Annotated in this window: 16 protein-coding genes; 14 read left to right on the top strand and 2 right to left on the bottom strand. The window is 36.9% G+C overall.

What is annotated here, in order from left to right:
• Position 1: 1 nt before the first annotated feature.
• From glyS to KI343_RS08335, 12 genes are all read left to right on the top strand, one after another.
• Positions 2–2,077 carry a glycine--tRNA ligase subunit beta gene (gene glyS, locus KI343_RS08280; RefSeq protein ID WP_212925952.1) on the top strand — a complete coding sequence of 692 codons (2,076 nt, stop codon included), beginning with the start codon at positions 2–4 and terminating at the stop codon, positions 2,075–2,077.
• A gap of 274 nt (positions 2,078–2,351) precedes the next feature.
• A complete protein-coding gene (gene ccpN / locus KI343_RS08285; protein ID WP_212925953.1) occupies positions 2,352–2,981 on the top strand; it encodes a transcriptional regulator CcpN in 630 nt (209 codons plus the stop codon).
• A 31-nt stretch (positions 2,982–3,012) separates the two neighbouring features.
• Complete coding sequence (locus KI343_RS08290) at positions 3,013–3,825, top strand: pyruvate, water dikinase regulatory protein (protein ID WP_212925954.1); 813 nt, start codon at positions 3,013–3,015, stop codon at positions 3,823–3,825.
• A gap of 460 nt (positions 3,826–4,285) precedes the next feature.
• Entirely contained in the window at positions 4,286–6,091 is a 1,806-nt protein-coding gene (gene dnaG / locus KI343_RS08295; protein ID WP_212925955.1) for a DNA primase, read from the top strand.
• 34 nt (positions 6,092–6,125) lie between these two features.
• Complete coding sequence (gene rpoD / locus KI343_RS08300) at positions 6,126–7,241, top strand: RNA polymerase sigma factor RpoD (protein WP_212925956.1); 1,116 nt, start codon at positions 6,126–6,128, stop codon at positions 7,239–7,241.
• Between the two features lie 175 nt (positions 7,242–7,416).
• Positions 7,417–7,707: a hypothetical protein gene (locus KI343_RS08305; RefSeq protein ID WP_212925957.1), complete on the top strand. Its 291-nt coding sequence runs from the start codon at positions 7,417–7,419 to the stop codon at positions 7,705–7,707.
• A 2-nt stretch (positions 7,708–7,709) separates the two neighbouring features.
• Positions 7,710–8,009 (top strand): hypothetical protein, encoded by a 300-nt coding sequence (locus KI343_RS08310; RefSeq protein ID WP_212925958.1) that lies wholly within the window; start codon positions 7,710–7,712, stop codon positions 8,007–8,009.
• A 47-nt stretch (positions 8,010–8,056) separates the two neighbouring features.
• The gene (locus tag KI343_RS08315) at positions 8,057–8,455 is read left to right on the top strand and encodes a c-type cytochrome (RefSeq protein ID WP_212925959.1); all 399 of its coding nucleotides are present in this window, start codon (positions 8,057–8,059) and stop codon (positions 8,453–8,455) included.
• Between the two features lie 91 nt (positions 8,456–8,546).
• Positions 8,547–9,281, top strand: a complete 735-nt coding sequence (locus KI343_RS08320; RefSeq protein WP_212925960.1) for a tRNA (adenine(22)-N(1))-methyltransferase — start codon at positions 8,547–8,549, stop codon at positions 9,279–9,281.
• Positions 9,262–10,380, top strand: coding sequence for a Nif3-like dinuclear metal center hexameric protein (locus KI343_RS08325; RefSeq protein ID WP_212926071.1), 1,119 nt, complete (start codon positions 9,262–9,264; stop codon positions 10,378–10,380). Before KI343_RS08320 ends, KI343_RS08325 begins: the two co-directional genes overlap by 20 nt.
• 24 nt (positions 10,381–10,404) lie before the next feature.
• The gene (locus KI343_RS08330) at positions 10,405–11,718 is read left to right on the top strand and encodes a DEAD/DEAH box helicase (protein WP_212925961.1); all 1,314 of its coding nucleotides are present in this window, start codon (positions 10,405–10,407) and stop codon (positions 11,716–11,718) included.
• A gap of 10 nt (positions 11,719–11,728) precedes the next feature.
• Positions 11,729–12,622 (top strand): deoxyribonuclease IV, encoded by an 894-nt coding sequence (locus KI343_RS08335; protein ID WP_212925962.1) that lies wholly within the window; start codon positions 11,729–11,731, stop codon positions 12,620–12,622.
• Positions 12,623–12,807: 185 nt separating this feature from the next.
• Here KI343_RS08335 and KI343_RS08340 read toward each other — a convergent pair whose 3' ends face one another.
• Positions 12,808–13,089, bottom strand: a complete 282-nt coding sequence (locus tag KI343_RS08340; RefSeq protein ID WP_212925963.1) for a DUF2624 domain-containing protein — start codon at positions 13,087–13,089, stop codon at positions 12,808–12,810.
• A gap of 179 nt (positions 13,090–13,268) precedes the next feature.
• Here KI343_RS08340 and KI343_RS08345 point away from each other — a divergent pair, with 179 nt between their 5' ends.
• On the top strand, positions 13,269–13,631 hold the full coding sequence (locus KI343_RS08345) for a hypothetical protein (RefSeq protein ID WP_212925964.1): 363 nt from the start codon (positions 13,269–13,271) through the stop codon (positions 13,629–13,631).
• Between the two features lie 19 nt (positions 13,632–13,650).
• On the opposite strand, the gene KI343_RS08350 is transcribed toward KI343_RS08345, so the two are convergent.
• Positions 13,651–13,974 carry a hypothetical protein gene (locus KI343_RS08350; RefSeq protein WP_212925965.1) on the bottom strand — a complete coding sequence of 108 codons (324 nt, stop codon included), beginning with the start codon at positions 13,972–13,974 and terminating at the stop codon, positions 13,651–13,653.
• A 79-nt stretch (positions 13,975–14,053) separates the two neighbouring features.
• On the opposite strand from KI343_RS08350, the gene KI343_RS08355 reads away from it, so the two are divergent.
• A complete protein-coding gene (locus KI343_RS08355; protein ID WP_212925966.1) occupies positions 14,054–14,689 on the top strand; it encodes an NfeD family protein in 636 nt (211 codons plus the stop codon).
• Positions 14,690–14,949 lie beyond the last annotated feature (260 nt).

Below are 14,949 nucleotides of genomic sequence, written 5' to 3' on the forward strand. Positions count from 1 at the left end.
GGTGGCACAAGATGTATTAATTGAGATTGGATTAGAGGAACTGCCAGCACGATTTATAGATGATGCAGAAGCCCAAATTTTAGATAAAACAATAAAATGGTTAGAAAATCAACGTATAGCTTATTCATCAGCCGTTTCTTTTTCTACTCCAAGAAGATTGGCTGTCCTTATCGAGGGGGTAGCAGACACGCAAACTTCCATAGAAGAAGAGGCGAAAGGACCTGCATTAAAGATTGCTAAAGATGACGAAGATAATTGGACAAAAGCAGCAGAAGGGTTTACAAGAGGTCAAGGTAAAACAACGGATGATATTTATATAAAAGAAGTGAATGGAACTTCTTATATTTATGTGAAAAAATACATTGAAGGAAAAACAGTACAATCGCTGCTTCCAGAATTCAAAGATATTATCGAATCCATTACATTCGGTAAAAATATGCGCTGGGCCAATGAAACATTACGCTATGCGAGACCGATACGCTGGTTAGTTGCATTATATGGAAATGAAGTGATTCCTTTTGAAATTGCCCATGTGAAAACAAGTAACTTCACATATGGCCATCGTTTCTTAAGTGGAAAGCTAACTATTGAAGAACCGAAAAAATACGAGCAATTATTACATGATAACTATGTCATTGCTAACGCTAAAAAACGGGAAGCAAAAATTATGGAACAGCTAGAAGCATTGCAGGCAGAACATGCATTTCAAATTCCTGTAGATAAAGATCTCTTAAACGAGGTTAGAAATCTTGTGGAATATCCGACAGCTTTTGTCGGCAACTTTGCTACTTCTTTCCTAGCATTGCCAAAAGAAGTTCTTATTACATCTATGGCAGAGCATCAGCGCTATTTTCCGGTAGAGCGTGATGGAGAGCTGTTGCCTCATTTTATTGGCGTGAGAAACGGGGACGAGCATGAATTACAAACGGTGATACGCGGTAATGAGAAAGTGTTACGGGCACGTCTTGCAGATGCAGAATTCTTCTTTGAAGAGGATAAGAAGCATTCTATAGATTTCTTCCAAGAGAAACTAACTAGAGTGGTATTCCAGGAAAAGCTGGGCACTTATACGGAGAAAGTTAATCGAGTCAAGGCAATCGCAACGCATTTAGCTAAGCAGCTTTCTTTAAAAGAAGGAAAAGAAATCGAACGTGCTGCTGAAATTAGTAAATTTGATTTAATGACAAATATGGTAAATGAATTTACAGAGCTGCAAGGTGTAATGGGTGAAAAATATGCTGCGTATTTTGGTGAATCGAAAGAAGTTTCCCAAGCAATCCGTGAGCATTATTTACCGAAGCAGTCTCATGGTGAACTTCCTGTATCTACGGTTGGTGCTGTATTGAGTATTGCAGATAAAATAGATACGATTGCTGGATGTATCGGCGTTGGTCTGATTCCAAGCGGTTCCCAGGATCCATATGCTTTAAGAAGACAAGCGATGGGTATTTTGCGTATTTTGAAGGAGAAAAATTGGGACTTAACGGTAGAATCATTAATTGATGATGCATTAACTGTATTCGAACGTTCTGAGTTGCCAATGAACGCTGGCGCTAAGGATGAACTTCTTGCATTTTTCGCTTCTCGTGCTGGTTATTTAATGCGTGAAGAGAATATTGATACAGACATTATCCATGCAGTTGTTGATAATCAAATCGGGATCATCCATTTTGCAGTTGATAAAGCACATGTTTTATCAAAGAAAAAGGCAGATGATGATTTTAAAGCTTCCCAAGAGGCTCTCGTGCGCGTGCTGAATTTAGAGAATAAGGTAGAAGATAAGAATCACAAGGTAGACACTGTTCTTTTCCAAACAGAATCGGAAAAAGCGTTGTATGACTCTGTGGAAACGATAAAATCAACTTATGAGGATTATCTAAAAGCGCAAAATAGCGAGAAAGCATTAGATGTACTCGCTGATTTAAGTGATGATATTCATGCATTCTTTGATCATAATATGATTATGGATGATAATGAAAAAGTACGAAAAAATCGCCTTTCTATTATTCATGAGCTTTCCAGTCTGATCCTCCAATATGCAGACCTACGTAAAATAGCATGGAAACAACATGCATAAATGAAACAAGTTTGATTTTCTTTAAAATACAGCCTATCCGTATGTGAAGATATGGATATCAACACCAAAATCAATGAAGAGCCAAAATAATAATAAAGTTTTTTTCTTAAAAAAAGGAATTTCAGTGAATAATGTCGAATTATAATAACGTACCATGTTCTAAAAAAATAGAAACATGGTACGTTATCCTTCATATGCACTAATTTTAATTCACTCGGCAACAGAAATCACAATATCCATTTGATAATATTGTGGCAGTATAGGTGGTGAAAAAGTGGACTTATCGAAAAGGCAACAGCAGATTATAGAAATAGTAAAAGCGGACGGCCCAATCACGGGAGAGCAAATTGCAGACCGACTTACATTAACTCGTGCTACATTACGACCTGATTTAGCTATTTTGACGATGGCTGGATTTTTAGATGCGCGTCCTCGTGTAGGTTACTTTTATACAGGTAAAACCGGATCAGAGTTATTAACAGAAAAAATAAAGCGATATAAGGTACACGAATTTCAACAAGTCCCTGTAGCTGTGAATGAAAAGGTATCTGTATATGATGCCATTTCTACCATGTTCCTAGAAGACGTAGGTACTTTGTTTGTTGTTGATGACAATGCATGCCTAGTTGGTGTTCTTTCTCGAAAGGATTTATTACGTGCAAGTATGGGCAGACAAGATTTAAGCTCGATACCTGTACCGATAATAATGACGAGAATGCCTAATATCACGGTTTGTCGAAAAAATGATTTACTCATCGATGTAGCCCACCAGCTTATATCAAAACAGATTGATGGCGTTCCAGTTGTAAAAGATATAGAAAAAGGTCTGGAAGTTATCGGTCGAATTACTAAAACAACGATGACGAAGCTATTAGTTGAATTAACGATTGAAGATTCGATTTAATTTTTATGATGCCAAGGGGAGGATGTCCGAGATGACTGCTCAGCAAGTTATTTATGTGTTATCTGATTCTGTAGGAGAAACTGCCGAGTTAGTAATTAAAGCAGGCTTAAGCCAATTCAAAAATGGGGATTATAGAATACAGCGTATCCCTTACGTAGAAGATAAAGAAACCATTGATGAATTTTTACAGCAGGCAAAAATAAATTCAAATTTGATTGGTTTTACACTGGTTGATCCGGATCTACGTGCATATCTAAACGAGCGTGCCAAAGTAATGGAAATTGAAGCGATTGATATAATGGGACCTATAATGGATGCGATGGAGCGTGTGTTCAGTGTTCAGCCTCGATTAGAAGCTGGTCTTGTTCATAAATTGGATGAAGATTATTTCAAAAAGATTGAAGCGATTGAGTTTGCCGTAAAGTATGATGATGGGAGAGATCCTAGAGGGATTGCTCGCGCAGATATCGTATTAATTGGTGTTTCCAGAACTTCAAAAACGCCGCTATCTCAATTTCTAGCACATAAACGTTTTAAAGTGGCAAATGTGCCAATTGTTCCGGAAGTGGATCCGCCCGAAGAACTTATGATGGTTGATCCGAAAAAATGTATTGGTTTACGCATCTCGGCTGATAAATTAAACGGTATCCGAAAAGAACGTTTAAAAGCACTTGGATTAGGTGATCAAGCAACTTATGCAAACGTAAAACGGATTGAAGAAGAATTAGCATTTTTCAATAATGTTGTTGAGAGAATAGGCTGTCCGGTAATAGATGTTTCTCACAAAGCAGTGGAAGAGACGGCCAACCAAATTATACGTATGCGACAAGGAATAAATGAATAGTAGATTAAAAGTCAGTTATTATGGGTGTATGATCGTACACATATGGGTTACCTCATGAAAACGCGTAGTAATTTTCGCCGCTGCTAAAAGCATTATTACGTCCGCTTTGGCAGTAAAGGGCCATAATTATATAGGTTTGAAAAGCATTCTGTACGGATCTATCACGGAATGTTTTTCTTTTTTTGATAGATTTCTATACAAATTAATAGAAATCTATTAAGAAATATATTATAATGGTAAATCGTATGAGCAGATTTATTTAAAATACATTTTTAAACATAATTTGTTCTTAAAAGAAGGATTCTATGTATCCTTTGTAGAAACTATTTTAAGGCTATTTTTTTTGAGAATAAGAAAAAAATATGTCGAATATTGAGTGATAAGGTAAGAGAAGTATAAAAAGGAGGATTTTGTACAATCTCTCTTAAGAAAACAAAAAAAAGAATAGTTGGTGGTAACCGTGGCTAATCAAGTACCTGAACCAATTATTGAAGAAGTCAAAAAATCCAATGATATTGTCGATGTTATTGGAGAATATATGCAATTAAAAAAACAAGGTAAAAACTATTTTGGTTTATGCCCCTTTCATGGTGAAAATACACCATCCTTTTCTGTCACACAAGAAAAACAAATCTTTCACTGCTTTGGTTGTGGCAAAGGAGGAAATGTTTTCTCGTTTCTGATGGAAATGGAGAATTTCACATTTTATGAAGCGCTAAAGCATTTAGCAGATCGTAGTGGAATAGAACTGCCGACAACCTCCATTAAAAAAGAATCATCCTTATCGGAAGAAACAGAGCAGATGCTCTCAGCGTACGAGTGGCTAACAAAATTGTACCATCACCTCATAAAGTACCAAAAAGATGGGAAAGATGGGTTAGAGTATTTAAAAAGTCGCGGAATTACAAAAGAGACATTGGAAGAATTTCAAATTGGATATGCTCCAAATAAGCGTGATTTCACTGCTAAGTTTCTTACGCAGAAAGGATTTTCTAAGCCGTTGTTATTGAAAAGTGGTATTTTGGCAGGAAATGACAATAATGAAGTGATTGATCGATTTCGCGGTAGAATTATTTTCCCGATACGTAATGCATTGGGGCGTACTGTCGGTTTTGGCGGCAGGGCATTGCCGGATGATAATGGTCCTAAATATTTAAATAGTTCAGAAGGCGAGTTATTTCAAAAAAGTAAGCTTTTATATAATTTTGATTTAGCAAAACGTCATATTCGTAAAGAAAATGAAGCTATTTTAATGGAAGGATATATGGACGTCATATCTGCCTACCAAGCAGGTGTTAAAAATGTTGTGGCCACATTGGGGACGGCTATTACAGAGACCCAGGCAAAACTTTTGAATCGCTATGTACAAACCGTGGTCATTTGCTTTGATGGGGATAGTGCCGGGATAGAAGCTGCATACAAAGCCGCTCTTTTATTAAAATCCGTTGGCTGTGAAGTCCGAATTGCAAAGTTGGACGCAGAGGACGACCCGGATAGTTTTATCTTGACTCACGGAGCAGAAGCTTTTAAGGAACGGATTATACGGACTAGTGATACCTATATGAGCTTTTTTATGCGATATCAGCGCAGACACTTTAACTTACACGTGGAAAGTGAGCGCATTGAATATATTGAACGTGTTTTAAAAGAACTTTCCATGATTGAGAGTGCGCTGGAACGGGAATATTATATTCAGGAATTGCATAAAGCATTTGACTTATCCGTAGATACCTTGATGAAGCAGTTAGCTCAGTATCAGAAAAGTCTTCCTGCATCAAAGGATAATCAACGTAATAAGAGTAATACTAATCAGTATATATCTGTTAAGAAGAAAAAGTTATACCCTGCATACGTTAATGCTGAAAAACGAATCTTATCCTATATGCTTCAAGATGCTTATATTGCAGAAAAAGTGCAGTATGACCTCGGAGCCGGATTTAATGTAAATGACCATAAAATTGTGGCAACACATTTATATGCATTCTATGAAGAAGGAAATTCACCAGACATTGGTTTATTTATGGAAAGGTTATCTGATAAGCACCTTAAGAATCAAGTAATCGAGTTAGCAATGTCCAGTGATGTGCAAAACAGCACAGAGGAAGAAATCGATGATTATTTGCGAATTATTCATCGTGAAGCAAACCAAAGCGGGAAGAAAAAAACGCTAAAAGAACAGCAGAAAAAAGCAGAACAAGAAAATGATCCCTTAGAGGCTGCGCGCCTGGCAATGGAACTGATTCAGTTGCAAAAGGAAAAGAAATGAAAGTAAATTCAACAATTTGGAAGGAGGGGGACTCATGGCCGAACAAAAATCTTCGCATATGAAAGAACCAGAATTAACATTAGAGCAAGCAAAAGAAAAACTAGTTGAAATGGGTAAGAAACGTGGTACGCTTGCTTATGAAGAAGTGGCAGACGGTTTATCTAATTTTGACATGGAACCCGAGCAAATGGACGAATTTTATGAGCACCTAGAAGAACAGGGTGTCGATGTATTAGGTGAGTCTGAGGATGACCCCGAAATGCAAAAAATAGCAAAAGAAGAAGAAATTAATCTAAATGATCTTAGTGTACCTCTAGGGATTAAGATAAATGATCCTGTTCGTATGTATTTAAAAGAAATTGGCAGAGTCGATTTACTTTCTGCAGCAGAAGAAATTGAACTTGCTTCTCGTATTGAAGAAGGGGATATTGAAGCGAAAAGAAGGTTAGCTGAGGCCAACCTTCGTCTCGTAGTCAGTATCGCAAAACGATATGTTGGACGAGGCATGCTTTTCCTAGATTTAATTCAGGAAGGAAATATGGGTCTCATTAAAGCGGTTGAGAAATTTGACTATCGTAAAGGATTTAAATTTAGTACCTATGCAACTTGGTGGATTAGACAAGCGATTACGCGTGCGATTGCAGACCAGGCTCGTACAATTCGTATACCAGTTCATATGGTTGAAACCATCAATAAATTAATCCGTGTTCAACGTTCCTTGCTGCAAGACTTAGGACGTGAGCCGACACCAGAAGAAATTGGTGAAGAAATGGAGCTAAGTCCGGATAAGGTTCGTGATATCCTAAAAATTGCTCAAGAGCCGGTATCATTAGAAACACCTATCGGGGAAGAGGATGACTCCCATTTAGGAGATTTCATTGAAGACCAGGAAGCAATTTCTCCGTCTGATCATGCTGCGTATGAATTGTTAAAAGAACAGCTTGAGGATGTGTTGGACACGTTAACAGATCGAGAAGAAAATGTACTTCGTTTACGTTTTGGATTAGATGATGGCAGAACAAGAACGCTTGAAGAAGTTGGAAAAGTGTTTGGTGTGACCAGAGAACGTATCCGACAAATTGAAGCAAAAGCATTACGTAAATTAAGACATCCAAGCAGAAGCAAACGATTAAAAGACTTTCTTGATTGATTCCATCATAAATTAGTTATATCAGATAGTAAACTGGAATGTGCAAACAGCACCCGAGTTATTTGCGCATTCCAGTTACTAAATATGTTTATTCAGGTCATAAAATGGAAACTTCAAGAAGCGGAAGTTTTATGGATCCCCATGATAAATTATAGAATGAAGCTTAGGTGGATGTATGTACAATCAAGAAAAAAATCAAGTGATTATTCAAGAAATTTTAAAGTGGAAAGAAAATCGTTTATTATCTGAAGAACACTGCGATTTTTTACTAGCATTATACACTAAGAGCGGCGAAATAGATATCCCGATGCAAGGAACCATTCATAAGAAAAACGCTTTATGGTCTTTATGGAAAAGCATTCATTTGATTATGATTTTATTCATTTTAGTAAGCGTTATCTCTTTGGATTATTACGGCTATCTTCCTTGGTTTGCCACGCTGGGAATTTTAAGTGTGGGGCATTAGTAATGAATAGCCTTTTCTATATAAAAATGAGCAAGAATGAATCGCGGCGTTATTGCTATTTATTTATATTTCTTCAATTTTTATATGTTTTACAATTAACCGTACTTGTCTTAGAAATCATTCGATTGGAAAATCTCACTAATATGGTTGTTATCATGAATGGGATTGGCTGGATTATTTTTGGGTCTGTAAAAAAGCTGCCTATTTTTCTTAGTGCTAATATAGCGATACCAGAATTTATGTCGTATTTTTTAAATATCTTGGTTAGCTCTTTAAAATTCTTTGTATTTCGAGTAAACTAATAGTAGTAATAATATAAAAATTTTTGTATACATAAGGAGGAAGCATCATGAAGAAAAATCCGGTTATACCATATGCTATTATTGCCGGGCTGGGGATTCTTGCAGTAATTATTATTGCAGTTATTGGTATTGATCAAAGACAAGCAATTCAAGAAGCTGAAGAAAATGGTGGCGAACCAACAGAACAAACAGAAGGAGAAGAAGGCGGAGAGTCTACTACTGCAGATGCTGCAGAACAAATCTTCCAAACAAATTGTTCAAGCTGTCATGGTGCCGATTTATCAGGTGCTAATGGTCCTGATTTAACAGAAGTAGGCAGCAGATATTCGCAGGAAGAAATCACTGAAATTGTTCAAAATGGAACTGATGGGGGCATGCCACAATTTCCACAAATACAAGGTGAGGACTTAGAAGCACTTACTAAGTGGTTAAGTGAGCATCAGTAATATATAATGGAAGAAATGAATGAAAGCTTTCTGATTCGTGCAGAAAGCTTTTCTTATTGTAAAATGTTGTGTTCTAAAAGGAGTAAAAAGAATGAATCAAAAAGTAAACCTCTCAAATCGACTAAAAATAGTTGCCAGCTACCTTCCTCAAGGTGCTAACTTTGCAGACATTGGTTCTGATCATGCTTACTTGCCAGCTTATGTGTGTCTAGAGGATAAGACAGCAAAAGCAATTGCCGGGGAAGTTAATCAAGGACCTTTAGATAGTGCGAATAAAACCATTCAATTTCATCAATTAGAAAATCGAATCGATGCTCGCTTAGGAGATGGTTTGGCGGTATTAGAACAAGGAGAAGTCGACCAGATTGTGATTGCTGGAATGGGAGGTTCTTTAATCCGTTCCATTCTAAAATCCAATCCATCGATTGCCAAATCTGCTAAACGAATTATTGCACAGCCAAATGTGGATGCGAGAATGGTAAGGCAATGGTTTGACCAAAATAATTTTGTATTGATTGCAGAAGAAATTGTTGATGAACAAGGTCATATTTATGAAATACTAGTTGCGGATCGAATTACGGAGGTATCCACACCATATAGCAATGACCAACAAATAAAGAATAAACAGTTTTTATTAGGACCATATTTATTAAAAGAAAGAACTGCTGTTTTTAAGAAGAAATGGATGCAAGAGGAAGCCAATTTGGAACGAATTATTTCTCAAATGCAGCAGGCGAAGCAAGTGAATAATGAGAAAATAGCTGAATTCAAAACAGAATTGCACTGGATTAAGGAGGAACTTCATGATGAAAAAACAGACGCTTAAACATGCTGATTTTTTTCAAATAATGGACCAGTGGGCGCCCAAAAGTCTCGCCTATACTTGGGATAATGTTGGTTTGCAGGTAGGAAGGTTTCATGATACGACCTCAAATATCCTCGTTACATTAGATGTCACAGAAGAAGTCATTGATGAAGCAATTGAAAAGCAAGCAAATCTCATCATCGCGCATCACCCGTTGCTATTTCAGCCTTTAAAACAGATCAATGTTGACCATCCGAAAGGCAGAGTGGTACAAAAGCTTTTAAAAAATGATATTTCTGTTTTTGCGGCACATACCAACTTAGATGTTGCAGAAGGCGGTGTGAATGATTTAATAAGTGAAGCAATTGGTCTGACGAAAAGAGAAGCTTTAGAAGTTCTAGATCATGAGGCTTTATATAAATGTGTCGTCTTTGTGCCGGATTCTCATACAGAGGAATTGCGTGAGGCTTTTAATAATGGTGGAGCAGGTCAGATTGGTGATTATAGTCATTGTACCTTTCAAAGTGCTGGAGAAGGTACGTTTCGGCCTTTAGAGGGATCCACACCGTATATTGGCGAGCAAAATGAATTAACGTATGTTTCTGAGAAAAAGCTAGAAGCAATTGTTCCTAAGAAAAACCTTACTAACGTTATTCAGGCCATTCTAACTGCACACCCTTATGAAGAGCCGGCTTATGATATTTACCCATTAGAAAACAAAGGCAAAGCAATTGGCATTGGGCGTTTTGGCGTATTAAGCCAACCTGTACCTATGAAAGAATTTATTCAATCCGTAAAAGAAAGTTTAGATATGCCTGCAGTACGAGTTTCTGGTAATATAGAAAAGAATGTAAAAAGAGTTGCTGTATTGGGAGGAAGCGGAGAGAAGTACATTGGACATGCACTTCGGAAAAAAGCGGATGTATATATTACAGGCGATATGACATTCCACGCTGCTCAAGATGCAGAGCAAATGGGGTTAACTGTTATTGATGCTGGACATTATATTGAAAAAATCATGAAAACAGCTACACAGCAGAAATTAGTACAGAATATCCATGCATTTAAGTCAAATATATTCGTTTCACAAGTAAATACAGATCCGTTTGTATTTGTATAAAAATAGAAAGAAGGAGGGAAAAAGATGGAAAAAACATTCGTCGATTTATCCCTAGATACAGAAATACAAGATATTACGCAACAATTGAATTTTAAAAAGCCAACTGAAATTCAGGCTAAAGTGATTCCCACTATCTTAGATGGCAGGAGTGTTATTGCTCAATCCAGAACAGGTTCAGGTAAATCACATGCTTTTTTATTACCTATATTTCAGAAACTGGATGAAAATCAAAAACAAGTGCAGTATGTCATTACTGCACCAACTAGAGAGTTGGCTACACAACTTTACAATGAGGTAAGAAAGATTATTACAATTGCTGGCAAGACTGAAAAATGGACTGCAAAATTGCTTGTTGGCGGAACAGATAAACAAAAGACAGTTGAAAAGTTAAAGACGCCGCCAATGATTGTTGTCGGTACACCAGGCAGGATCTTAGATTTAGTAAAAGATGGTGCACTATCTATCTATAGTGCAGCAACATTTGTTATTGATGAGGCTGACTTAATGTTGGATCTGGGCTTTATAGAAGAAGTCGACCAATTATTAGTACGTTCAAAACAAGATATACAGTTACTTGTTTTCTCAGCTACCATTCCACAGCGTTTACAACATTTCTTTAAAAAATATTTAAAGAACCCAGAGTACATTAAAATTGAAGAGCATTTTTCTCCAGAAACGATGGAGCATCGACTTATCCGGAAAAAACACCGTGACGAGGCAAAGATAATTTGGGATATTTCACAGACCATTCATCCTTATTTAGCTTTGATTTTTACAAATGGCAAGCAACAAGCGAATGAACTAGCAGAGGCATTACAAGGATATGGACTGGAGGTTGGGCTGATTCACGGCGGTTTAACCCCGAGAGAAAGAAAACGTGTGTTAAAAGAGATACAGCAGTTGCGTTTTCAATACGTTGTTGCAACAGATTTAGCTTCCAGGGGGATTGACATAAAAGGCGTAAGTCATGTTATTAATGCACAATTGCCTAAAGAAGAGCATTTCTATATTCATCGCGTAGGCAGAACAGCTCGGGCTGGAATGGAAGGAACAGCAGTTAGCATTTATACAGAAGATGATTCCCGTTTAATTGAACGGTTAGAACAAAATGGACTCGACTTCTCTTTTATGGAAGTAAAGCAAGGAGAATGGGTTGAGGATAAATCTTGGAATGAAAGACAGCGCCGTAAAACAGCAGATACAACGACAGACCGTGAAGCATGGAGACGTGTAAGAAAAGCTAAAAAAGTGAAACCAGGTTATAAGAAGAAACAGAAGAAACAACAAGAACAAATTAAAAGACAATTAACCAAGCAGCAAAAAGGGAAAAAGCGTTAGGAGGAATAATATGGTAAAAATTGGTTCCCACGTTTCAATGAATGGGAAGAAAATGTTACTAGGTTCCAGTGAAGAGGCAGCCTCATACGGAGCAAATACATTTATGATTTATACTGGTGCACCGCAAAATACAAGAAGAAAGCCAATTGATGAATTAAATATCGAAGCAGGCTTAGCACATATGGAAGCAAATGGAATGTCAGACATTGTTGTGCATGCTCCGTATATTATTAATATTGGAAATACGGTTAAGCCGGAAACCTTTGAATTAGGTGTTAATTTCCTAAGAAGTGAAATAGAACGTACAGAGGCGCTTGGCGCTAAGCAAATCGTTCTTCATCCGGGCGCACATGTCGGCGAAGGTCCCGAAAAAGGAATCCCTAAGATTATTGAAGGGTTAAATGAAGTTTTAGAACAGAAAAATAACGTTCAAATTGCTTTAGAAACAATGGCTGGAAAAGGTTCGGAAATGGGACGTACATTTGAAGAACTTGCTGAGATTATCTCTGGTGTAACACATAATGAACATCTTTCTATTTGTTTGGATACTTGTCATATCCATGATGCAGGTTATGATATTGTTAATGATTTTGATGGTGTGCTAAACACATTTGATAAAATTATTGGGCTCGACCGCTTAAAAGTTGTCCATGTAAACGATAGTAAGAATGAATGTGGAGCACATAAAGATCGTCACGAAAATATTGGGTTTGGTTATATCGGATTTGATGCACTTCATAAGGTAGTTCATCATCCACAGCTTAGTGAACTTCCTAAGATTTTGGAAACGCCATATGTAGGCACCGATAAGAAAAATAAAAAAGCACCATATAAGTATGAAATAGCTATGCTGCGTGAAGGGGATTTCCAAGAAAATTTAAAGGAAATCATTATGGAAGGGTAATAAACCCCTCATTAAATGTAAAGATACTGAGCGTCCGTTAGAAATCATAGCGGTTGTCTTCTTTATCGTAATTACAAGGTGGTTCATGTCGGCCCTAGAGTTGGGCGCTCATTTCTAAATAAGAATGACTTTCAACCAACGTAAAAAGGTGGACAGCCGAGCTGTCCACCTTTTTACGTTAATGTCTAAAATAAATGCTCCAAACCATAGGATTTTATAACCTCATCCATTAGTTGCTGTGCCGCCAATGCAGTTTTTCGATCCGTAATCTTTTCTAATTCATTCATAAACCTGTTTCGGTCTGCTTGGTCGAACGGATTCGGTGAGGACCTTCTTACATAGCTAACAATCTGATTAGCTTGTGTATTTGTTATAGAAAAACCATATTGGCTGCTATAGTGTAAAATTTCATCCGCAGTTAAATTCCGTAATTTATTTTTGATAATTTCTTTTAAAAAAATAGACATAAGACCGCTCCTTTTATAAACATGCTTTTTTATTGCATTATGACAATCCATCATGTAAATATATGCAGTTAATAAAACAATTATACCATTCTTTTCTTTAAATACCGTATGATACCTGTTTGAAATGAATTAATTTCCGTAAGCTAATACTGTATTTCAAATGGAAAGGAGTTAATTTCATGGATGACAAAGAAAAAGATACCCAAGGTACGCCTAATCATGGACGAAAACCCAAACATGGGCCTGCAAATCAAAAATTGGACAGCAAAAGAATGGAGGAATTTTCTGCTGAACTTGCCCCTTCTGAGCTCCCGGATATGGAACAAGAATCAGGCTTTAACCCGGGAACTTTATATGGTTGGGGAAGTATTGTGTTAGCTATTATTTCCTTCTTTACTTGGCCGGTTATTTTAGGAGCTGCCAGTATTGTATTTGGTTTTGTAGCACGGAGCAGAGGGACGAACACGCTTGGTATAATAGGAATAATTGCCGGGATTTTATCATTATTAAATGCGTTCTTTATTATACCGTTTTTATCTTAGGCTGGATTTCAGCCTTTTTTTATTGTTCTTGAAATTGGGGGAAGTAGTATATTTCGTGTATTTGAATTTCACTAGGAGCAATGGCTGGGTTTAATGATTCAAAAGCGCTTAAGATGGTTTCAACAGAAATGGTATTTGAAGGTATTGTCTGAAGCTCCTCGGTAATACTTAGGACAGTATCTCCCGGATTTACTTTGACTGGAACTGCTTCAAAATGCGGTAGATCCAACTCTTCTTTACTTATAAAGGTCATTTGCTTGTCAGAATGAGCTAAGTCTTGAAAAATACTTACAGAAACTAATATAATAAGGGTTGCCAGGGAAATCCTACGAAAAAATGCCATAAAAAAACTCCTTTGATGAAACTAATTATTCCCTTCATACGTACATATAGTAGTAGGACAACGAAAGGGTGGGGAACGTATGGACATAGTAGAATTACAATGGATTGGATTCCTAGCTTTATTTTTTGGAACTTTATTTATATTAGGAGAAATATTTGTAAATATGCGTGGCATTTTTGGTGTATTAGGTTTAGGATTTATTACAGTTTATTTTACCGTTTACACGGAAACCAATTCTGTCATACTGATGTTTATTATATACTTCTTAGGAATATTACTGATTATTATTGATGGGAAAGTACTGAATGACGGGACACTAGCGACCATTGGGCTTGTTTTAATGATTGTAGCTGTCGCTTTGCCGCAGCCGACATTTGCAAACGGTCTCTATGCAGTAATCTGTATTATTCTGGGCGCTTTCTCTTCGTTAGTATTTTTAAAGGTATTTAAACGAAGAGAAATGTGGACTAAAATTGCCTTAGTCGATCAACTCACCAAAGAAAAGGGTTATAGTTCCCTTAGTGTAGAGTATGAAGCTTTATTAGGTGAAGAAGGAGTGGCACAGACAGACTTTAGACCGTCTGGTACAATTGAGATAAATAAAAAACATTACAGTGCTGTATCTGGTGGTCGCTGGATTAAAAAAGGCACGCCAGTTAAAGTAGTTGCAGTAGACGGTACGAGTATCCGGATAGAAGAGTCAGAACAAGATTAATTAAATAGGTTAGCCCTGAAACAGGATTCATTTCACCACGTTTGGGATGAATCCTGTTTTTGTATGAGCTTTCCTGTTATGATGCATGGATTCATGCAAGAAAGCAAATACTAAGCGCTCCTCTCTAATCGAATGTAGCAAATATTAAATCTATGTAAATTTTTCTTTATACATGTTTACATTCTCTTTAGAATCATCAATAATGAATGAGGCACAAATTTCTACAAAAGTTTACATAAGAGGTAGAAGGGATGAAGATT

The sequence above is a fragment of the Oceanobacillus sp. J11TS1 genome (genome assembly GCF_018333215.1).
Classification (GTDB): Bacteria; Bacillota; Bacilli; order Bacillales; family Amphibacillaceae; genus Oceanobacillus.